Genomic DNA, 22,237 nt, shown 5'->3' with positions numbered 1-22,237 from the left:
CACTCAAGCGAGCCGCACGTAAACGGCAGCATCGCGAAATAGCTCGGCGGCACGGACGCTGCCGCCGTCTGCACAGATTTCCGTGTCTGCCCACCAGTCAGCCTCGGGCGTCGGGCGTGGACCGCCCACCAGGGCTGCGGCGCAACGGATTGCAACCGCGCAGGTCAGCGTCACGCCGGCATGGCTTCGCTCGAATGCGATGACATTCCCCGATCGCGCGCCGCGGCAGTGTAGCGGCCGATAGGCACCATCGGAAAACAGCGCCGGTGCGCTGCGGCGCATGTCCAGCAATTGCCGGATCAGCGCGAGCTTGGCCGGCTGGGCGTCGGCGCTTGCTGCAACCAGCCGCTCGCGCACCGCATAATCGACCGGCGTGCGATTGTCGGGGTCCACCAGGCTCAAGTCGGCGAGTTCGCAACCCTGATAGAGATCGGGCATTCCCGGGACGGCGAGATGCAACGCCGTTTGCGCCAGCGAATTGGCGAGCGCGGCGGGCGCCGTCCACGCGACGAAGCCCGAAAGGTCGGCCAGAAACGCGCCGGATCGAGCCGGATCGAGCAGGGCATCGATCAGCCGCTTCAGTCGCCCCTCTGTTGCCTCGTCGGGCCTTTCCCACGACGAGCGCAGCCGCGCCTCGCGCAGCGATTTCTCCTGCCACGCCTTTACCCGCTCGGCAAAGCGCGACAGGCCACCGCCATCGTGCGCGGAGAGCCCCGCGGGCCATGCGCCGAACAGCGTCTGGTACAGCATGTAGCGGTCGGCGGGATCGGTCCCTTCGGCGAATGGCGCCGCCATGCTTTCCCATTGCGCCACGCGCTCCGCCCAGGCCCCAGGGAGCGCGCTGAGCACCGCCAGCCGCGCCCGCACATCTTCGCCACGCTTATGGTCGTGCGTGGCGGTGGCGAGCATCGCGTGCGGGAAATGGTCCGCGCGCGCGGTCTGCTGGGCATGGAACGTGGCGACGGACGAGGCGAGGTGCGCAGGATCGAACCCGACATCGTTGCGCGAGAGCAAGCGGCCATAGCGATAGAAAGCGGTGTCCTCGACCGCCTTGGCTGCGATCGGCGACGAGAGCTGCTGGAAGCGCCGCACTGCCTCCGCGGCGAGCGCCGCATCGCCCGGTCCTTCGCCGGCAAGCCAGGACAGCACCGCATCGACAACGGCAGCCTCGCCCGTCCGGAGGAACGGGCGGACGCGCTCGCGCACCGTGGCGCGGATCGCGGCATCACGCGCGGGGGCGCCGCCGCCGGTCCCATAGGTGCGATAGACCGGGAACACCCACAGCATCCGCTCGATCGCATCGCGAAGCGCTTGCGGTGTGCAATCTCCGGTGTCGTTCGCAGACGTTGCGAGCGCGGCGAAAGCTTCGACGCAGCGATCGAGCTGGCCGCGGAACGCCGTGGCGAGCATCTCCTGCCGCGCGACAAGCTCCTCGTCGGCGAAATCGCCGCTGCGCCCGCTGATCCGCGTCCATAGCTCGGTGAGCGGCGGCACGCCCGCCGGATCGTGCAGCACCGCCGAGACCTGCTCCATGAAGTCATAGCCGCTCGTGCCGGCGACGCCCCAGTCCTGCGCCCGCGGCTCGCCGGGGCCGAGTATCTTTTCGACGACCAGATAAGCGGGCCCCGGCGGCGCAGCCTCGGGCCGTGCGATGCCGTCGAGCCGCGCGCGCAGGCGGCGGCAATAGCCGGCCGGGTCGGTCAAGCCGTCGACATGGTCGACGCGCAGCCCGTCGATCAGTCCTTCGCCATAGAGGCGGAAGAACAGCGCATGGCTCGCCTCGAACACCGCGGGGTCCTCTGCGCGCAGCCCGGCCAGATCGTTGATCGTGAAGAAACGGCGCCAGTTGAGATCGGCGTCGGCGGTGCGCCACGAGGCGAGCCGGTAGTGCTGGCGATCGAGCAGCGCGACGATCGTATCGGCGTCCGCGCCGGCACTCAGCCCGGCCTGATCCTCGTCGCGGATCGGGAAGCGATGTTCGCCATAGGCGACCAGTATGAAGCGGCCATCCTCCTCGCGCAGCGCCAGGTCGCCCGCGGCCAGCACTTCGGGCAGCGTGTCGCCGAGAACCGGCAGCATGAGCTTCTCGCGCCAGTCGATATCGAAGAAATGCGCGTAGCGGCTCGCCCTGCCCTTCGCGAGGACGTCGTTCCACCAGCCATTTTCACCGCCTGCCACGCCCATGTGATTGGGCACGATGTCGATGATGATTCCCATGCCGCGCGCCCGGAGCGCGGCGACGAGGCTGCGGAACGCCGGCTCGCCGCCGAGTTCGGGGTTGATCCGGGTCGGGTCGGCGACGTCATAGCCATGCATCGAGCCGCTACGCGCCGTTGTGATGGGCGAGGCATAGACGTGGCTGATCCCGAGCCGATCGAGATAGGGCACCAATGCCTCTGCGGCGGCGAAGGTGAAACCCTTGTGGAACTGGAAGCGGTAGGTGGCGCGAGGGGTCATTGGCTTCTTTCGGTATTGAGCCGCTCGATCCGGCGCGCGACGGGCGTGCGCGCCAGCAGCGCCTCGGTCGTATCGGGCATGCGGCGGCGCCAATTGGGATGCTCGTCGACCGTGCCGGGCAGATTGGGCTGCTCCACCAGCCCGACAATGTCCTCCATCGGCACCAGCGCGAGCGTGCAGGGCGTAGCGCCGACAAACGCCACCGCGGCATCGACGGCCGGCGCGGGATTATCGATCGCAGGCGGGGAACCCTCGGCGGTGCCGGCAGCGGTGCATGCCCGCCATAGCGCCGCGCGCTCTTCGGTTCGGTGCGCGCGGTCGTCCGCTTCATCGGCGGTCGGCGCGGCGCGCTCGATCTGCCAGTTCCAGTCGATATCGCGTTCGGTCCACCAACCCGCGATCGTGGAGAGGTCGTGCGTGCCGGTCATCGCCACTGCGTCGGCGGACCAGTCGCGGGCAGGCAGGAAGCTCCCCGCGGCATCGCGTTCGAACCACAGGACCCGCATGCCCAATATGCCGCGAGCGTCCATCGCCGGGCGGAATCCTTCGGGCACTGTGCCCAGATCCTCGCCGATCACGACCGCGCGCGCGCGATGCGATTCGAGCGCGAGGAGGCGGAAAAGATCCTGCATCGGCATCGTCAGATAGGCCCCTTCGGCGGACGTCGCGCCCTCCGGCACGACCCAAAGCCGGCGAAGCCCGAGCGCATGATCGATGCGGATGCCGCCGGCGCTCTCGAGCGCAGCGCGCAGCGTCGCGATAAAAGGCGCGAAGCCGGTGCGGCGCAGGGCATGCGGCGAGAAGCCGGTGATGCCCCAATTCTGCCCGCTCGGACCGAGCAGATCGGGCGGTGCGCCGATCGAAAGCCCCGCGAGCAGTTCGTCGCGGCGACTCCAGCCATGACTGCCGCCGGCGTCCATCCCCACCGCCAGATCCGCGATCAGGCCGATCCCCATCCCGGCATCGACCGCGCTGCGTTGCGCCGCCTCCAGGCTGTGCCGGGCGAGCCATTGGAGAAAGACATGAAAATCGACCTCGTCGGCCTGCTCGCCTGCAAAGCGTGCCACTTCGGCGGAATCGGGATTCTGATAGGCGGTGGGCCAGCCCTGCCATCCGTGGGCGCCGGTCTCCGCGCGGAAATGCGCGTGCAGCGCGTCGAACCGCGCATGGCGCTCGAGCGCATCGCCCGCCACGGCGCGATAGGCCGCAACTTGTTCGCGGACCGAGTCGCTTCGCATCGCGTAAGCGCGACGCAGCAGCTGTATCCGCTGCGGGATGGCGTGCTCCCAGTCGATCAGATCGGGCGAGGCCTCCGCGCCCGCCGCCACGCCCGCCAGCGCCGGATCGCCGAGAAGCACGTTCAGAAATTCACGGCTCGAGGGCGCATAGGGGCTGAATCGTCCCGGATCGGCGGGGAACAGCGCATGCACCGGGCTGATCGCGACCGCATCTGCGCCACCGGCTGCAAAGGCACGCGCGCTGTCGGCGAGAGTCCCGAAATCCCCGAACGCCGTGCCGCGATCGTCGCGGAGCCCGGGGATCTGCACCGCCGGACCCCAGATGCGGCGCGGTCCGACCGCGTCGGCGATGCCGAAGCATCGCGCGGGCGCGACCGCGAGTTCGATCACGCGCGCGCCCAGGTCGAGGCGGTGGTAGCCCGGCTGGTCGATCGGCGCGAGCATCGGCCCGGCGAGGGAAGAAGTGATCGAAACCGTGCGGCGCGTGCCGTCTTCGAGCAGCAACTCGCCGCGGGCGGCAGCTGCAATGCTGTCCGGCAGGCGGATCGGGCGCCCGACATCAGCGGTGACAAGGGCGCCATCGCTCTCCTGCGCCAGGCGATCACGGCTTTCGGCGATCTCGGCGCTGCTGGCCGCCGGAAAGTCGAGCCGGGCAAGCACCGTGGCGAGCACCGCGTCGCTAACCTGTTGCGCGGTGCCGGCGGCATCTTCCCAGTCGCGCGGCAGGCCGACGGCGGCGGCGAGATCGTGCAGCGCGCTCATGGGATGCGTTCCACGACGATGCTTGCCGGAGCGCCGGGTGCACCGAGCGCGAAGAGGGTTTGTCCCGTCCCGGCGGGAAAGGCGACCGGACCATCGCCGAGGTTCAGCGCGATCGCCAGCGTCGCGCCGTCGGCCATCTTCCAGCGCGCCTCCACTGCCCCCGTGCCGATCACGCGAGCGCCGAGCGGTCGCGCGCCCTTCAACCGCGGGATGATGTGCGCGTGCCGCAGCGCAAGCAGTTCCCGATAGAATGTTCGCCATTCGCCTGCTGCCGGCCCCGGTTCGGGGCGTGAGTGATCGAATGTCTCGCGGGCGTTGGGATCGGGGATGGTTTCGCGCGCTGCGGGGTCGGCAAAGGCGGAGAAGTTTGAAAATTCGCGGCGGCGCCCCTCGCGCACCGCATCGGCTAGTTCGTCGTGGAAGTCGGTGAAGAACAGGAAGGGGCTTTCGCTGCCGTCCTCGTCGCCCATGAACAGCAGTGGGATTTGCGGGCACAACAGCAGGAGCGCCGTCGCCGCGCGCAACTTGTCGTGATCGGCGAGCGAAGTGAGCCGCTCGCCCATCGCTCGATTGCCGATCTGGTCATGGTTTTGGAGAAAGGCCACGAAGGCGGTCGCCGGGAGGTGCCCACTCGCCTTCCCGCGCGCGTGCTCGGCGCCGGGCGGGGTCTCGCCCTGATAGATGAACCCTTCGCCAAGGCAGCGTGCGAGCTTCTCGGTCGGATCTTCAGCAAACCCCGAATAATATGCCGCGGTCTCGCCGGTCAGCAGGACGTGCAGAACATTGTGGAAATCGTCATTCCATTGCGCATCGAAACGGTCCGGCGCGAGCCGATCCGCATCGTTCCCCTCATTTTCGAGGACGAGATGAACACGTCGGTCGGGCACCGCCGCGCGCAGCTCGGCGGCAAGCGCGTCGAGGAAGCGATCGTCGCCGATCGCGTGGACCGCATCGAAGCGCAGCCCGTCGAAGCGATATTCCTCGATCCACATCCGGGCATTCTCGATGAAGAAAGCCGCGACGGCCGGCCGGGCGACCGCCACTGCGCCGCCCCAGGGCGTATCGACTTCGGCGTCGAAGAAGTCGCCGGCATAGGCGCCGAGATAGTTTCCGTCGGGACCGAAGTGATTATAGACCACGTCGAGGAAGATCATCATCCCCAGCGCATGGGCACCGTCGACCAGCGCCTTGAGGTCGTCGGGGGTGCCATAGCTTTCCGCCGGCGCGAACGGCAGCACCCCGTCATAGCCCCAATTGCGCGTCCCGCCGAACGCGCCGACCGGCATCAGCTCGACCGCGGTGACCCCCAGCTCGGCGAGCGCCGGCAGCCGATCGCGCACCCCGCGAAAGCCGCCGAGCACGCCGGCATGGACTTCGATCAGCACGGTTTCGTGCCAGGGCCGCCCGCGCCAGTCGGTGCGCCAGCGATAGGATTCGGAGTCGACCAGCAGGCTCCAGCCGTGGACGCCCCCCGCCTGCGCGCGCGACGCGGGGTCGGGCACGGTCATGCCGTCGGGGAGCACGAAGCGATAGCGCGCGCCCGGCGCAGCCGGCGCATCGACTGCGAACCAGCCGTCGTCCTGCGGCGTCATCGCGAGCGGTTCCGCCCCGGCAAGCTCCACCGAGACGGCGTCGGTGCCGGGCGCCCACAGCCGGAAGCGCACGCAGCCGTCGCCGAGCAGCCGGGGCCCCCAGCGCGTCACGCCCGCGCCTCGGTGCCGACGACGAGCACGACGGCCCGGTCCTTGACTTCGATCTCGTCGCCAACATCGCGCTCGGGCGCCTGGGGATCGGCGCTGTCGATCACGAGCCTGCGGGCGAAACCCGGCGGCGGGAAGCGGAACACCAACGGCTCGTGCGACGCATTCATCATCATCGTCACCGCTTCGATGCGGCCGTCCTCGCAGCGCCGCACGCGCCGCATCACCAGCGCCTTGCCCTGGGCGTTCTCCCAATCCGCGTCGCTCAAATGCTCGCCGCGCTCGTCGAACCAGTCGATGTCAAGCAGGCCCGGCTCGACCTCGACCTCGCCGTGGAGGAAATGACCCGCGCGGACGAGCGGGTAATAGCGCCGGATTGCGGTGAGGCGGCGGACGAAGTCGCTGAGCGCATGGCCGCGATCGCTTTCGATCTGGCTCCAGTCGAACCAGCTGAGCGCGTTGTCCTGGGCATAGGCATTGTTGTTGCCGTGCTGCGTGCGGCCAAACTCGTCGCCGCCGAGCAGCATAGGCGTGCCGAGCGACAGCAGCAGCGTGGCCAGCATCGAACGGGCGACGCGATCGCGGATTTCCTGGATCTTGGGATCGTCGGTCGGCCCCTCCGCGCCCCAGTTGCAGCTGTTGTTGTCGCTGTGCCCGTCGCGATTGTCCTCGCCATTGGCTTCGTTGTGCTTGCCTTCATAGCTGACTACGTCGGCGAGCGGCTGGCCGTCGTGCGCGGTGATGAAGTTCACGCTGGCCCAGGGCCGCCGCGCGCGGCGATCGAACAGATCGGCCGAGCCGGCGATCCGCGAGGCGAATTCGGGGCGCTGACCGTCGTCGCCGCGCCAGTTGCGCCGCGTGGAATCGCGGAACTTGTCGTTCCATTCGGCGAAGCCGGGGGGATGATGGCCGAGCTGATAGCCGCCGGGACCGATGTCCCAGGGCTCGGAGATCAGCTTGAGTTGGTTGAGCACCGGATCCTGCCGCAACACGTCGAAGAAGCCCGAGCGCGGATCGAAGCCGTTGTTGCCGTCGCGGCCGAGCGTCACGCCGAGATCGAAGCGGAAACCGTCGATATGATAGCTTTCCGCCCAGTGACGCAGCGAATCCGCTACCATCTGCAGCACGCGCGGGTGGCTGAGATCAAGGGTGTTGCCGGTGCCGGTGTCGTTCACGCAGTAGCGCGGATTGTCTTCGACGGCGCGGTAGTAGGTGCGGTTGTCGAGACCGCGGAAGTTGAAGGTGGGGCCGAGTTCGCTGCCTTCGGCGGTGTGGTTATAGACCACGTCGAGGATCACTTCGATCCCGGCGGCGTGGAGGCGGCGAACAGCGATGCGGATTTCCTCGCCCGAGCCATAGGCAAGGTAGCGCCCCTCCGGCGCAAAGAAAGCCAGCGTGTTATAGCCCCAGTAATTGGCGAGCCCCATTTCCTGGAGCCGGCGGTCCTGGACGAAGGCATGGACCGGCAACAGCTCCAGCGCGGTGACGCCGATGCGCTGGAGGTGCGCGATTACCTTGGGGTGCGAGAGCGCGGCGAAGGTGCCGCGTTCGTTGACCGGCGCCTCTTCGAGAAGCTGGGTCAGCCCCTTGGGGTGCGCCTCATAGATCACGGTTTCGGACCAGGGCGTGTTGGGCCGGCGATCGCCGCGCCAGTCAAAGGCGCCGGTGGTGACCACCGCCTTGGGCATGGCGGGCGCGCTGTCGCGGCGATCGAAGCTCAGGTCGCCGCGGCGCGACCCGACGCGATAGCTGTGGAGCGCGTCGGTCCAGCGCACCTGGCCGTGGATCTTCTTGGCATAGGGATCGAGCAGCAGCTTGTTGGGATTGAAGCGATGCCCCTCCTCCGGCCGATAGGGGCCGTGCGCGCGGAAGCCGTAGAGCAATCCCGGCCGCGCCTCCGGCAGATAGCCGTGGAAGACCTCGTCGGTGACCTCGGGCAGTTCGTAGCGTCGGATCTCGCGCCGCCCGGTCGGTTCGAAGATGCACAGCTCCATCGTTTCCGCGTGCGCCGAGAAGACCGCGAAATTCACGCCCAATCCGTCGAACGTCGATCCGAGCGGATAGGGGCTACCCGGCGCAAGCCGGTCGGGAAGTGGCGTCACAGGTGGTTGGTTCCTTCGTGGCGGAGGAGGACGGCGGCGAGCGGCGGGAGCGTCACGCGCGCCGAGGCAGGCTGGCCATAAGCGGGCGCGGGCGATGCGTGCACCCGTCCGCCATTGCCGATGTTGGCGCCGCCGTAGATGTCGGCGTCGCTGTTGAGGATCTCTTGCCACGTGCCGGCGCGCGGCAGGCCGATCTCATAGCCGTGCAGCGGATTGGCGCTCATGTTGAGCAGCACCACCACCGGCGGCGCATCGGGCGCGTAGCGGGCGAAGACGAACGCGCTGTTCTGGGCATCGCCGCCGACGATCCAGTCGAACCCGGAGGGATCGGCATCGCGGGCGTGGAGCGCGGGTTCGGACGCATAGAGGCGATTGAGATCGCGCACGAGCCGCTGGATCGCGGCGTGCTCGGGGCGATCGAGCAGTTCCCAGCCGATCTGGGTGTCGTGGTTCCACTCGGCCTCCTGCGCCAGCTCGCACCCCATGAAGAGCAGCTTCTTGCCCGGATGCGTCCACATCAGGCTGAGATAGGCGCGCAGATTGGCGAACTTGCGCCAGCGATCCCCCGGCATCTTGCCGATCAGCGAGCCCTTGCCATGGACGACTTCGTCATGGCTGATCGGCAGCACGAAGCGTTCCGAAAAGGCATAGACCAGCCCGAAGGTGAGCTCGTCATGGTGCCAGCTGCGGTACAGCGGATCGCGCTCCACATACTGGAGCGTGTCGTGCATCCAGCCCATGTTCCATTTGTAATTGAAGCCGAGCCCGCCCTGGGCAACGGGCGCCGACACGCCGGGCCATGCAGTCGATTCCTCGGCCAGCGTGATCGCGCCGGGGCAGCGATCGGCGATGATGCTGTTCATCCGCTTGAGGAACTCGACCGATTCGAGATTCTCGCGCCCGCCATGGACATTGGGCACCCATTCGCCGGCGTTGCGGCTGTAATCGCGGTAGAGCATCGACGCGACGGCATCGACGCGCAGGCCGTCGATATGGAAGGTTTCGAGCCACCACATCGCGGAGGCGAGCAGGAAACCCGCCACTTCGCGCCGCCCGAGATTGTAGATCAGCGTGTTCCAATCCTGGTGAAACCCCTCGCGCGGATCGGCATGTTCGTACAGCGGGGTGCCGTCGAAGCGGGCAAGGCCGTGCGCATCGGTGGGGAAATGCGCGGGCACCCAATCGAGGATCACGCCGATGCCTTCGCGATGGCAGGCATCGACGAAGGCGGCGAAGCCCTCGGGCGAGCCGTAGCGTGCCGAGGGGGCGAACTGCGACAGCGGCTGATAGCCCCAGGAGCCGCCAAAGGGATGCTCCATGATGGGCAGCAGCTCGACATGGGTGAAGCCCATTTCCGAGACATAGGGGATCAGCCGATCGGCCAGCGCGCGCCAGCCGAAATGGCCGTTGGGATCGCCTTCGGGCCGCAGCCACGAGCTGGCATGGACTTCGTAGATCGAAATCGGCGCGGTCGGCGCATGACGCGCGGCGCGCTCCTCCATCCAGTCTTCGTCGGTCCACGCGAAATCGGGCGCGGCGGAGACGATCGATGCCGTCGCCGGCGGCTTTTCGGTCTGGCGTGCGAGCGGATCGGCCTTCTGGATCACGCTTCCGTCGGCGCCTGCGACCTCGAACTTGTAATGCGTCCCGGGTCCGACGCGCGGCACGAACAATTCCCAGACGCCGGCATCGTGGCGCAGCCGCATCGGATGCCGGCGACCGTCCCAATTGTTGAAATCGCCGACCACCGAGACGCGGCGCGCATTCGGTGCCCATACCGAGAAGGCTACGCCCTCGATGCCTTCGATCGTCCGCGGCTGCGCACCCATCGCACGGGCCAGATTCCAGTGCCGCCCCTCGCTGAACAGATGCAGGTCGAGATCGCCGATCACCGGACCGAAGCTGTACGGATCCTCGGTCTCCTGGGTTTCGCCCCCGGGCCAGGCGATGCGAAACCGATAGCCTGCCCCCTCCGGTGCCGCCCCGACGAAAATCCCCGGCGCCTGCTCGTCCATTTGCGCGATCTCGTTCCCGTTTGCGCCCAGCAGGGTCACCCCTTCGGCGCCGGGCTGGAAGGTGCGGACGACCCGCTCGGTTCCATCGCCGTGCAGGCCCAGCCACGCAAAGGGATCGTCGAGACGGCCCTCGAGCAATGCCGCGGCGGCGATGTGCATGTCCTGCGTCGCGCTCATGCCGCGCTTCCCGCGATCATGTGCCGGGCTACACGCGCCAGGCCCCCCAGTGGCACCTCGATCCAATCGGGGCGATTGGCAGCCTCATAGGCCACTTCATACGCCGCCTTTTCGAGCAGGAAGAGATCGAGAAGCGGATCGGCGTCGCCGGCTTCTTCTTCTCCGCGATAACCGCGCAAGAATGCGGCGGCGGCGGCGTCGCGGAAGCGCGCGTACCGATCGAGGCCACGCTGTTCGTCGCTTGTCGCCCTTCCCGGCAGATTGCGTTCGGCCACCGCCGCGGCATAGTCGAACGAGCGAAGCACGCCGGCGACGTCGCGCTGGGGCAGGTCCTTGCTGCGGCGCGCATCGAGCGACTTGGCGGGCTCGCCTTCGAAGTCGATCAGCATCACGTCGCTGCCGGTCACCAGCACCTGGCCGAGATGCAGGTCGCCATGGATACGCGAGCGCATACGCCCCTCGGCGCGCCGCGCGACCGCCTTGATCCTTGCCATGATCGCGTCGCGCTGGCCGACGAGAAACGCCGCATCATCGCGCGCCGTCTCGCTCGCCCAGTCGGTCGCGCGAAGCAGGCCCAGCGCCTTGTCAAATTGTCCTTCGATCCGCCCGGACACCCCGTCCGCAGCCGCCAGATCGAGCGTTTCGGGCGCGAACGCCGGATCGTCGCTCGGCTGGCCCAGGATGGCATGCGCCTCGGCCAAGCGCTCGCCGAATTTCTGCGCGAAATTCTCGTAGTTGGAGATACTCCATTCGGCGTCGGTCGCCATGCGCTCGAGCATCGCCAGCGTCCAGGCCCAGCCGTCGCCCTGGTTGTAGACGAAGCGCTGGACGAGCATCAGCAGGCTCGAGCCCTTCTCATCGTCGAGCCAGACTTCGCCCAATATCTCGGGCGTGTTGGCGAAGCCGTGTCGCGTGAGATAGCCGACCATCTCGGCATCGGGATGCACCCCGGCCTGAACCTTGCGCAGCAGTTTCAGGACGGCGCGCTCGCCCAAGGCGATCGAGCTGTTCGACTGCTCGGCCGACAGCCATTCGGGCGCGGCATCAGGGCCTATATCGAGCGCCGGCGTCCCCACGAAGCGAAGCGTGCCGCCGTCGAGTTCCACAGTCTCGCCCGCCGCCAGCGCGCCGAGTACAGAGGCGCGGAAGCCCGGCACCGCGAAGCCGTCGGTCAACAGCCCGACATGCCGGCCGCGCCGCACCCGGGCGAGCGCCAGATTAGTGGCGAAAGGCCCCTGGACCTCGCCCTCCCAGGCGATGCCGAGCGGCAGGTTGTAGAGGGCGGTGCCGCGATCGGTGCCAACTTCGATCTGAGTAAGCGTCAGATCCTCTACGCCCGGCATCGCGATCGAGCGCACGATCCGCACGTGGCGAACCGTCTCGTCCTTAGCGCCGAACCAGCGGCGCTGGGCGACATAGGCCGGCAGCATGTCCTCGAGCAGTTGCGCATTCGCACCGCGGCTGACGTCGGCGAGGTCGGGACGCAGCACGAAGGTGTGGCGTTCGATCTCGACGCCCGGCGCGCCGGTCGACCAGTCGGGCGCCGCTTCATTCTCAGACAGCCGGAACCACAGGAAGCCATAGGGTGGCAGGGTGAGCAGATAGGGAAGCTGGCCCAGCCGGGGGAAGGACGTGCCGCCCGACAGTTCGACCGGGGTGCGCCCCTCATAGTCATGGAGGTCGAGCTCGACGGCCTGCGCGGTGCGACCGAGATTGGCGACGCACAATATGGTCTCGCCGTCATGCTCGCGCAGATAGGCAAGCACCTTGCGGTTGGCCGGCCGCAGGAAGCGCAACTCGCCGCGGCCGAAAGCGCGGAACTCGCGGCGGACCGCGAGCATCCGCTTGAGCCAGTTGAGCATCGAATGGCGATCGCGCTGCTGCGCTTCGACGTTGACCGCCTGATAACCGTACAGCGGGTCCATGATCGGCGGCAGCGCCAGCGCGGGCGGATCGGCGCGCGAAAAGCCGCCGTTGCGATCGATCGACCATTGCATGGGCGTGCGCACGCCGTCGCGATCGCCCAGGAACACATTGTCCCCCATGCCGATCTCGTCGCCATAATAGAGCACCGGCGTGCCCGGCATGGTCAGGAGCAGCGCCTGCATCAGCTCGATCCGGCGGCGGTCGCGCTCCATCAGCGGCGCGAGGCGGCGACGGATGCCCAGGTTGATCCGCGCGCGCTTGTCGGCGGCATAAGTGTCCCACAAGTAATCGCGCTCGGCATCGGTGACCATTTCGAGCGTCAGCTCGTCATGGTTGCGCAGGAAGATCGCCCATTGCGCGTCGGTGGGGATCGCGGGGGTCTGGCGCATGATGTCGGTGATCGGGAAGCGATCCTCTTGCGCCACCGCCATGTACATCCGCGGCATCAGCGGGAAATGGAACGCCATGTGGCATTCGTCGCTGACCCCTTCGGGCGTCCCGCCGAAATATTGCTGGGTATCCTCGGGCCACATATTGGCCTCGGCCAGCAGCATCCGGTCGGGGTAATGAATGTCCAGATCGGCGCGGATCGCCTTCAGCACGTCGTGGGTCTCGCCGAGATTCTCGTTCGAGGTGCCGTCGCGCTCGATCAGATAGGGAATGGCGTCGAGCCGCAGCCCGTCAATCCCGGCATCGAGCCAGAAATGCATCACCGACAGCACTTCGGCGAGCACGCGGGGATTGTCGAAATTGAGATCGGGCTGGTGGCTGTAGAAGCGATGCCAGAAATAGGCGCCGGCTTCCTCGTCCCAGGTCCAGTTGGATTTCTCGGTATCGCAAAAGATGATCCGCGTGCCCGAATAGAGCTTGTCGTCGTCGGACCAGACATAGAAATCGCGCTCGGGCGACCCCGCCGGGGCGTTGCGCGCCGCCTGGAACCAGGGGTGCTGGTCCGAAGTGTGGTTGATCACCAGCTCGGTGATCACGCGGATGCCGCGCGCATGCGCCGCGTCGATCAGCGCGCGAACGTCGTCCATCGAACCATAATCGGCGCTGACGTCGCGATATTCGGCGATGTCATAGCCGTCGTCGCGGCGAGGACTGGGGTAGAAAGGAAGCAGCCAGATCGCGGTCACGCCCAACTCGGCGATATAATCGAGCTTTTGCATCAGGCCGGCAAAGTCGCCGATCCCATCGTCATTGGCATCGAAGAAGGACTTGACGTGCAGCTGATAGATGACCGCATCCTTGTACCAGAGCGGATCGGCCTGCGCCGTGTCAGGGATATGGGTGATCGTCGCGGGGGCGTTCATGCGTCTGCTCCGGGCGCGATGCGCCAAATTCGGTAAGGGCTGTCCTGGGGATCGAGGCGGATGTGCTGGATCTTGCCGTGCCAGCGGAAGCGGTCGCCCGAGGCGAGATCCTCGACGCCGATGCTGCCATCGTCGCCGATCCCGAATTCCCACAGCGGCACTTCGAAGTCGCACGCGCGCGGCTGGTGCGGATCGAGGCTCACCATCACCAGGATCATGTCGGTCCCGTCGGGCGACGGCTTGGCATAATACAGCACGGCATCGTCGTGCGCGACGAGGAAGCGGGTATTGAGATGCGTCTGGAGCGCCGGATGCGCGCGGCGCAGGCGATTGAGCAGCGTGATGTCGGCGACGATATTGCCCGGCATGTTCCAGTCACGCAGCCGAATCTCGTACTTCTCCGAGTCGAGATATTCCTCCTTGCCGGGCATCGCCGCCGCTTCGCACAGCTCGAACCCCGAATAGACCCCGAACAGCCCCGACAGCGTCGCCGCCAGCACCGCGCGGATGCGAAAGCCCGGGCGGCCGGAGGTCTGGAGGAAGATCGGATTGATGTCGGGGGTGTTGACGAAGAAGTGCGGCCGATAGAATTCCTTCGGCGCCTCGGTCGTCAATTCGGTGATGTAGTCGGTGAGTTCGGCCTTCTCGTCGCGCCAGGTGAAATAGGTGTAGCTCTGCGAGAACCCGACCTTTGCGAGCCGGTACATCATCGCCGGGCGCGTGAACGCCTCTGCAAGGAAGATCGCGTCGGGATGCCGCGCCCGCACGTCGGCGATCATCCACTCCCAGAACGGCAGCGGCTTGGTGTGCGGATTGTCGACGCGGAAGGTCTTTACCCCGCGGTCGATCCAGAACAGCACTGCGTCGCGCAACGCCAGCCACAGATCGGGGATCGCCTCCGCCGCGTAGAAATCGACATTGACGATGTCCTGATATTTCTTCGGCGGATTCTCGGCATATTTGATCGAGCCGTCGGGCCGCCAGTCGAACCAGCCCGGATGCGCCTTGAGCCAGGGGTGATCGGGCGAACATTGGATCGCGAAGTCGAGCGCGATCTCCAGACCATGCGCATGCGCCGCCGCGATCAGCGCGGCAAAATCGTCGAAGCTGCCGAGTTCGGGATGGAGCGCGGTGTGGCCACCCGCTTCGCTGCCGATCGCATAGGGGCTGCCGGGATCGCCCGGGGCGGGGGTCAGCGTATTGTTGGGCCCCTTGCGGTTGGCGGTGCCGATCGGGTGGATCGGCGGGAAATAGAGCGTGTCGAACCCCATCTCGCGGATCGCCGGCAGCCGCTCGATCACGTCGATGAAGGTGCCGTGGCGCGCCTTGTCCTTTGTCTGCGAGCGCGGGAAAAGTTCGTACCAGCTCGAAAAGCGCGCCTGCAGCCGCTCGGCATCGACGCGCTGGACCGCCGAGCGCAGCCGATGCGGGCGTTCGTCGGCGCGGTCCATCAGTTCTGCCAGCTCGGTCGACAGCAGCGCGTCGGCGTCATTGTCGCCTGCCAGCCGCATCGCAGCCTTGCCAAGCGCGGTCTTCAGCTTCCCCGTCGCCCTTCCCTGCGCCCGTTCGACCAGCACGCGCCCCTCGGCAAAATCCACCGACTGCGCGACGCCGGCATCGAGCTTCTTGCGGAAATCGCGCCGGAACCCGCCGAACCTATCGAGCCAGCCCTCGACGCAAAATTCATACTGCCCCATTCGGCCAAGCGCGAACGCAGCGCGCCAGCTGTCGTTGGGCAATTGCTCCATTCGCACCGCCCGCCACGCCTCCTGATCGCCGGTGCGCCACAGCAATTCGACTGCGAGCTGCTCATGCCCGTCGGCATAAACCTTGGCGCCCACGGTAATCCGTTCGCCGACGACGCGCTTCACGGCGAAGTCTCCGCCCACGACGTTCGGCGTGATCGATTCGACCACCAGCCGGGGCCAATCCGCGACCGCGGTCACGCCGGGGTGCGGCAGCAGGATCGGCTCGGCGCACCGGCCCTCGATCGCGCGCACTTCATAGGGCTTGAGCGGCGATTCCGGACCGTCGAAGACGAACGCGGCGCCGGCACTTTCCAGAAGCGCCGCCGGATCGGGCATCGGCTGGGGCTCGTCGGTGGTGTTGATCAGCGTCAACAGCGCGCTTTGCGAAATCCGTACGTCGCCGCGATCGGCGCGCAGCAACACGGTCACCGGCGCGGCACTGCCCGACAGCCGGCGCATCTCGCCGCCATAGCCGCAGGCGCGCTTCGCCATGGTCACTGCCTCGACCGCTGCCTGCGGGTTCGCCGCGACGATCTCGAGCGGCACGATCAGCCCGCATGCCGATCCGGCGGCGGCCAGCAGCGCGCGCTTGGTCGCGGCCGGATTGTCGCTGCGAATCTGCTCGGGGCGCACCTCCGCCACCAGCGATGCGACCGGGCGAAGCGCCTCGGCTTCTTCCACCAGCCAGCTCGCGCGATAATCCCACCAGCCGAAGGAAGAACCGATATGATCGAACCCGGCCCCCGCCGCCGCCGCAGCCTCGCTGCGCGACAGGCCCGGCGGTCCCGCAAGCAACATCAGATCGGGGTCGCGCCGACGCAGCGCCGACACGAGCCGCTCGAGAAAAGCCGGCGGGAGGCGCGAAAGCTCGACGAAGCGAAATCCCTTCGCACCGGCATCGATCCACGTGGTCAATGCGGATTCGATCGCGGGAAACAGTGCGTCGCCTGCCTCGCGCTGGCGGAGCCGTGCGCGCGCCTCGCCCTGCGCCGGGCTCGTCTTGCGCGGATCGATCGGCGCATCCGGGCTTCCCGTGCGGCGGATCGTGAACAAGGCGGGATGCGACGCGACGAGCGCGTGTTCGAGGGGGAAGCGCGCGACATCCACTTCGACGATCAGCGCAAGGCCCGCCTCCGCGCACCCTGCAGCCACTTCATCGGCTGCGCCCGGATCATCGCGGAACACCGGCCCCCGATGCCGATAGAGCAGATGCCCGAAGCCAGCCGCGGCGGCGTCGCGCAGCGCCTTTTCCCGCACGGGCGCGCTCATTTCGGGCCGATCGAGGGTGACGATCGAGACGGCAGTGGCGGCAATGGACAAGATGGGCTCCGACTATTGTTACCCCTGACAACAGCCTGCCGGCGCCCTCGTTCCGCCAGAGCGGGAAAAGTTCGGGCGAAATATCCGCGCGATTTGTTTCCCCGCGCCGGGCTCTTTTTTTGGCCGCAACCGTTCTTCTATCGAAGCGAGGAATGGATCATGCGACGCCTGGTGGTAGTTTCAAACAGAGTTGCGGACGTTGACGGCAGCGGACAGGCTTCCAAGGGCGGGCTCGCGATGGCGATGGCATCCGCGCTGCGCGAACATGGCGGCCTATGGTTCGGCTGGAGCGGGAAGACAACCGAACGCTTCGAGCCCAAGGCAAGGGTGGAGACGCACGGCAATGTCCAGACCGCGTTGCTTGATCTTGAGCAGCACTCCGTCGATCAATATTATAACGGCTTCGCCAACCGCACGCTTTGGCCGCTATGCCATCATCGGATGGACCTGACGGCCTATGAGCGTGACTTCACGACATCCTATGCAAGCGTCAACGATTGCTTCGCCGCCGCGCTCGCGCCCTTGCTGCGCGAAGACGACGTGCTGTGGGTGCATGATTATCATCTGATCCCCCTGGCCCGCGCGCTGCGCGAACGCGGCGTGCGGAACAAGATCGGCTTCTTCCTCCACATCCCTTGGCCGGCGGCGGAAATCCTGTCGACGCTGCCGCGGCACCGCGACCTCGTCCAGTCGATGTTCGATTATGATCTGATCGGCTTCCAGACGGAAGACTGGCTGCGGGCGTTCCAGAATTATGTAGGATTTGCGCTCGAAGGTCGCGTCGATCAGGACGGCGGGACGGTGCGCGCGTTCAACAAGACCGTCACCGCGCGCGCCTTTCCAATCGGGCTCGACATGGCCGAGATGCAGGCGTTGGTTGCCTCACCCGAGGCCAGGCAAAGCGTCGCTGCGATGCGCGAATCCGCCGGCGAACAAAGGATCCTGCTGGGCGTCGATCGGATCGATTATACCAAGGGCCTGCTGCAGAAGTTCGCGGCGTACGGCCAATTCCTGCTCGACAGCCCCGAATGGCGCGAGCGGCTGTTCCTGCTGCAGGTCGGCCAACCCAGCCGCACCGATGTCGACGATTATCGTGACCTGCACGAGCAATTGCTCGCCGAGGCGGGGCGTATCAACGGCGAAGTCGGCACTCTCGACTGGAGTCCACTGCGCTACCGCGCCCAATCGATGGCGCGCGATGTGCTCGCGGGCGTCTATCGCGCCGCGCAGGTCGCGCTGGTCACTCCCCTGCGCGATGGCATGAACCTGGTCGCCAAGGAATATATCGCCGCCCAGGACCCCACCGACCCCGGCGTTCTCATCCTCTCGCGGTTCGCCGGTGCGGCGAGCCAGATGCGCGAGGCGTTGCTGGTCAATCCCTACAGCCGCGAAGACGTTGCCGATGCGATCCGCCGAGGGCTGGAAATGCCGCGTACCGAACGCGTGGCACGATGGCGCGCGCTCCACGCCGGCCTCGTCCGCGACGATCTCGACGCCTGGCGCGATTCTTTTTTGGAGGAGCTTATGGGTCCGGATCACGCCCCGACGTCCGAGCGCGTTACTCCCATGCTGATCAAGGCGTGAAGCGCATCATCCGTTCGTAACGCGTCCGCCCTTCTTGGTGGGCGAAGCCAACGCGCTTTTCTTGCGTCCGCTCGCTTTGCCCGCCGTTGGTGTCGATCCGTCCGGCGTCGCGCTTTGAGAAGGAGCCGCAGCCTTGGGCTTCGTCCGTTTCACCGCCCGGGTTTGCACATGCGCTGCGCCCCTGCCCTCATCCTCCCGCGCAATCTCCTGGCTCGCCTGATCCCAATGCGCATGCGCCATGCCGTCCGGGCGGCCTTGCGCTTCCCAAAGCGCATAAGCACGCTCGCGCAGTCGCTGTTGATCGTCCGTCATGTCGATGCTCCCTTCTGGCTCGTTTCCCAGCCCATTGCGCAAAGCGCGCTAAGTCCCCCCGTGATCGGAGGCCCAGCATTGCCAAATCATGCTGCGGCTTTAGGTTCCCCGACTGCGGCCAAGCGCAGGCGGACGATGCCCGCTCCTGGGGCAGTGCGGTGCGCCTCCCGCGTGCAGGAGCCCGGCTTTTCGGCGCCGGGGGTCTACCAGAGGGCCGTGCCGTTGGCGTAGGCCGCGTCCGAAACGCATGAAAAACTTCCCCAGGCGATCTCTGTACGTCTCCTGCTGCGAACGAGATTTCGTCGTGCCCATCTCGCAAACATCCACCAAATAGGCTGCAATCCAACTCGTAATACCCCGGGGAGGAGCGCTAGATTTTGCGATCCAAGCGTTCGGAGGGCAAGCGGGGATGGAAAATCCGATCTTGGCGGTCAGCCTGATCGCGGCGCTGGCCGTGGTGCAGTCGGTGTTCGGCATGGGGCTGCTGGTGTTTGGGACGCCGACGCTTTTGCTGCTCGGGCTGACGTTCGGCGCGACCCTGGGGTGGCTGCTGCCGGCCTCTGCCACCATTTCGCTGCTCCAGGTTATGGAGGCGCCGGGCCAGGTGCGCACGACTTGGCGCGGGCTTAAGCCCTTGTGGTGCATCGGTATCCTGGTGCCGGTGCTGGCACTGTCCCTGTACCTGCAATTGCGCTTCCGTCTTGATCTGCCCATCGGCCTCGCCATGTGCGCCGCCGCTCTATTGCGCCTCAGCCCGCCGCTGCGCGACCGGGTGCAGGCCACCATCGGGCGATCGGAGCGTGGCTATCTCGTCGCCATGGGCGCCCTGCACGGCTTCACCAACATGGGCGGCAGCCTGTTGTCCCTCTACGCCGCCACCGTCGCGTCGGGGAAAAAGGCGGTGCGTGGCATCGTCGCCAACTATTATCTGGCGTTCGGCATCGTCCAACTCGGCGTGCTGGCGGCCTTCCAGCCGACGATGCTATCCTGGCACAGCCTGCTGGCCGCCGGCGTGGCTTTCTGTGTCCACTGGCTGGTAGGGCGGCGCGTCTTCGACGGGCTCGACAATCGCGGCTACGACCGCGCCTTTACGTCCTTTATCGGCCTCTACGGCCTTGCCCTGCTGGTGAAGGCCACGCTCTGATCGTTATTCATACCGATAGATCGACTTTGGCCACCACCATCTCCTGGAAGTGATCGACCAGTTCCAACCTCAGCGTTGCAACCGACCTTTAGGTGACAACAAGTCATTTCGAAATTCGCCGTGTTCAAAACACCTTATTTTAGTCCATAATGGATAGAAATATCCGCCAATATCGATAACAATAAATGTACTGAATTCACATTTTTGTCACTTTACATATTTTTGTTCTTCGATACTTTGAAACATATCAGCAATTGTTCGTTCCCGTCGAATTTAGGAGCATGGCGCCATGGCGACACCAAAAGCCCAAACGACCGATGAACTACAGGCAGAAGTTACGCGTCTGCGCGAAGAGTTGAGCGCCAGGTCAAGCGCAACTTCGGGGTCCGCAACTCAGACGGCTGAGGATATGCGGGACGAGATCAACTCCGTCGCCAACGACACCAACAACACGGCCCTCGATGAGTTGTACAGGATCGTGCAGGGCGTCAACGCCGCCAGCGCCGAACTGCTACAGTCGGGAGCCGACATTCTGGTCAAGCTGAACGACGAGGCCACCGCCAACGGCCGCACCAACCAGGACGATCTGGGAAAGACCCTGAACCGCGTGCTCCCCGACATCTACAAAGGCTATCTGCGGGCGCTGGGCCGCGCGACGGAGGTGCCCGGCCGCATGGCCGAACGGTTCACCAAAGCCCATCGAACCGCTGCCAAGTCCTGATCTCCCGGTCCCGGGTCCAGGTCGCGGCACCGGACCCGCGCGTCTTCCTTCCGTCCATACCCCGCCAGGATGGCGGCGGTAGCGCGACGGCCCGGAGCGTCTGTTTGCGTACCCGATTTGCCCTTTGGGATCGACGCACATCATGCAGACCATGGCTCAACCGCGCCCTGGCCCAACCTTGCCGCGCACCCTGCGCAGGGCCGCGCGCCTGGCTTGGGTGCTGCTGCATCGGCTGGCGCCCGTGCTGCCGCGACCGACCAGCGCCCGGCTCTATCCCGCTATCCGCCGGGCGATCGAGGATCTCGGCCTGACCTATCTCAAGTTCGGCCAGTTCATGGCCATGCGTTTCGACATCTTGCCGCCGGCCCTGTGCCAGGAACTGGCGCGCCTGTTCGAGGCGGTGGAACCCGTCCCTTTCGCCGACATTCACGCGGTGATCGCGGCGGAGCTGGGGGCCGCACCCGAACATCTCTACGATCGGCTGGATCCGGTGCCCATCGCGTCGGCTTCGGTAGCCCAGGTTCACGTCGCCTGGACGCGCGCCGGTGAGAAGGTGGCCGTCAAGGTGCAGCGTCCGGGCATCGGGCCGATCTTCGAGGCCGACATGCGCCTGCTGGCGGCCTATGGCGGCATGCTGGACCGTCTGGGACTGTCGTCGGTGTTCTCCGTGCGCGAAACCGTGGAGGAGTTCGCGCAGTGGACGCGGGGCGAGCTCGACTTCACCCAGGAAGGGCATGTCGCGGAACGCCTGCGCCGCGAGGCCGGCCCCTGGGAACGCTTCCCGCGCATTCATTGGGACCTGACCAGCCGGCGCGTCCTGACCAGCGAATTCATCGAAGGCCCCACCCTGGGCAAGGTACTGGCGCGGATGGAGCAACTGGGGGATGGCCCGGAGGCGGAGGCCGAACTTCGCCGGACCTTCCCGAGCCTGGACCTCTCCCTTTTCAGCCATAACCTGGTGCAGTCCGTGCTGCACCAGCTGTTTTCCCGCGGTTTTTTCCACGGCGACCCGCATCCGGGCAATGTCATCGTCGGTCTGGACAACCAGGTGACCTTTGTCGATTTCGGCATCTTCGGTGCGCTGCACCCCCGTCAGCGCTGCGTCCTGGCGCGCCAGATACAGCGCATCAGCATCGGCGACGTCGATGGCTGCTATGATTGCGTGCGCCAACAATATGTCGCCGCCACCGACAGGACCGACTGGCGCGCCTTCGAGCGCGAGACCAAGGACCGGCTGCGCGCCTGGTATCGCGCGTCGATGGACCCCAGCTCCTCCCTCAAGGCGCGCCACCTGGGCAACCACAGCGGCGAGATCATCGACGCCGCCCGACGCCACGGCCTGCGCGGCGGCAGCAGCACCCTGCTGTACTGGCGCGCGCTGTACATGCTGGACGCCAGCGCGCTGAAGCTTGGCGCCCATGTCGATCTGTTCGCGGAGATGGCGCTGTTCTTCCGGTCGCAGGGGAAGGACACGGCGCGTCTGCCGGCCCTCTATGGCGCGCCGGACGCCGTGATCGACCCGGCACGCTCCACCGCCCGCCGCCGCATCGCCACCAGGCTGGCCAGCGGCGCCACGGTGCGGGACCGGCGCGTGCGCCGGCTATGGTCCGATCAGAGCCGGCGTCAGCGCGATCGGGCCGCGTACCACCTGGTCCTGCTGCTGGTCCTGCTGGGCGGTGTCTTCTGGCTTCTGAAGCCTCTGCCGGGGGCCGCCTGAC

At 66.7% G+C, this 22,237-nt stretch carries 12 protein-coding genes; 4 read left to right on the top strand and 8 right to left on the bottom strand.

The genetic code is table 11. From position 1 onward, the window contains the following. Nucleotides 1-3: 3 nt before the first annotated feature. The 7 genes from treY to TS85_RS04040 are packed head-to-tail and all read right to left on the bottom strand — an operon-like array spanning nucleotide 4 to nucleotide 16,590. Nucleotides 4-2,457, bottom strand: a complete 2,454-nt coding sequence (treY, locus tag TS85_RS04070; protein ID WP_044330572.1) for a malto-oligosyltrehalose synthase — start codon at nucleotides 2,455-2,457, stop codon at nucleotides 4-6. Next, nucleotides 2,454-4,457, bottom strand: a complete 2,004-nt coding sequence (gene malQ / locus TS85_RS04065; protein ID WP_044330571.1) for a 4-alpha-glucanotransferase — start codon at nucleotides 4,455-4,457, stop codon at nucleotides 2,454-2,456. Before malQ ends, treY begins: the two co-directional genes overlap by 4 nt. Continuing rightward, nucleotides 4,454-6,160 carry a malto-oligosyltrehalose trehalohydrolase gene (treZ, locus tag TS85_RS04060; RefSeq protein ID WP_044330570.1) on the bottom strand — a complete coding sequence of 569 codons (1,707 nt, stop codon included), beginning with the start codon at nucleotides 6,158-6,160 and terminating at the stop codon, nucleotides 4,454-4,456. The genes malQ and treZ overlap by 4 nt, the downstream gene beginning before the upstream one ends. Beyond that, nucleotides 6,157-8,259, bottom strand: coding sequence for a glycogen debranching protein GlgX (gene glgX, locus TS85_RS04055; RefSeq protein ID WP_044330569.1), 2,103 nt, complete (start codon nucleotides 8,257-8,259; stop codon nucleotides 6,157-6,159). The genes treZ and glgX overlap by 4 nt, the downstream gene beginning before the upstream one ends. After that, on the bottom strand, nucleotides 8,256-10,451 hold the full coding sequence (gene glgB / locus TS85_RS04050) for a 1,4-alpha-glucan branching protein GlgB (RefSeq protein WP_044330568.1): 2,196 nt from the start codon (nucleotides 10,449-10,451) through the stop codon (nucleotides 8,256-8,258). Before glgB ends, glgX begins: the two co-directional genes overlap by 4 nt. Then, a complete protein-coding gene (gene treS / locus TS85_RS04045; protein ID WP_044330567.1) occupies nucleotides 10,448-13,690 on the bottom strand; it encodes a maltose alpha-D-glucosyltransferase in 3,243 nt (1,080 codons plus the stop codon). Before treS ends, glgB begins: the two co-directional genes overlap by 4 nt. Continuing rightward, nucleotides 13,687-16,590 carry an alpha-1,4-glucan--maltose-1-phosphate maltosyltransferase gene (locus tag TS85_RS04040; protein ID WP_162184693.1) on the bottom strand — a complete coding sequence of 968 codons (2,904 nt, stop codon included), beginning with the start codon at nucleotides 16,588-16,590 and terminating at the stop codon, nucleotides 13,687-13,689. Before TS85_RS04040 ends, treS begins: the two co-directional genes overlap by 4 nt. Here TS85_RS04040 and TS85_RS04035 point away from each other — a divergent pair. After that, nucleotides 16,498-18,342, top strand: coding sequence for an alpha,alpha-trehalose-phosphate synthase (UDP-forming) (locus tag TS85_RS04035; protein WP_227698656.1), 1,845 nt, complete (start codon nucleotides 16,498-16,500; stop codon nucleotides 18,340-18,342). The genes TS85_RS04040 and TS85_RS04035 overlap by 93 nt on opposite strands. Nucleotides 18,343-18,348: 6 nt before the next feature. Here TS85_RS04035 and TS85_RS24500 read toward each other — a convergent pair whose 3' ends face one another. Next, entirely contained in the window at nucleotides 18,349-18,654 is a 306-nt protein-coding gene (locus tag TS85_RS24500) for a DUF2934 domain-containing protein (protein ID WP_077228439.1), read from the bottom strand. Nucleotides 18,655-19,063: 409 nt separating this feature from the next. Between TS85_RS24500 and TS85_RS04030 the strand changes: the two genes are divergently transcribed. The 3 genes from TS85_RS04030 (at nucleotide 19,064) to TS85_RS04020 (ending at nucleotide 22,236) form a co-directional block, all read left to right on the top strand. Then, nucleotides 19,064-19,798 (top strand): TSUP family transporter, encoded by a 735-nt coding sequence (locus tag TS85_RS04030; protein ID WP_044330566.1) that lies wholly within the window; start codon nucleotides 19,064-19,066, stop codon nucleotides 19,796-19,798. Nucleotides 19,799-20,087: 289 nt separating this feature from the next. Beyond that, entirely contained in the window at nucleotides 20,088-20,519 is a 432-nt protein-coding gene (locus tag TS85_RS04025) for a hypothetical protein (protein WP_155006289.1), read from the top strand. Nucleotides 20,520-20,661: 142 nt separating this feature from the next. After that, the gene (locus tag TS85_RS04020; RefSeq protein ID WP_077228438.1) at nucleotides 20,662-22,236 is read left to right on the top strand and encodes an ABC1 kinase family protein; all 1,575 of its coding nucleotides are present in this window, start codon (nucleotides 20,662-20,664) and stop codon (nucleotides 22,234-22,236) included. Nucleotide 22,237 lies beyond the last annotated feature (1 nt).

It is taken from the genome of Sphingomonas hengshuiensis (assembly GCF_000935025.1).
GTDB lineage: Bacteria > Pseudomonadota > Alphaproteobacteria > Sphingomonadales > Sphingomonadaceae > Sphingomonas > Sphingomonas hengshuiensis.
The sequence above is the reverse complement of the archived record's forward strand: the minus strand, read 5'-3'. Positions and strand labels throughout refer to the sequence as shown.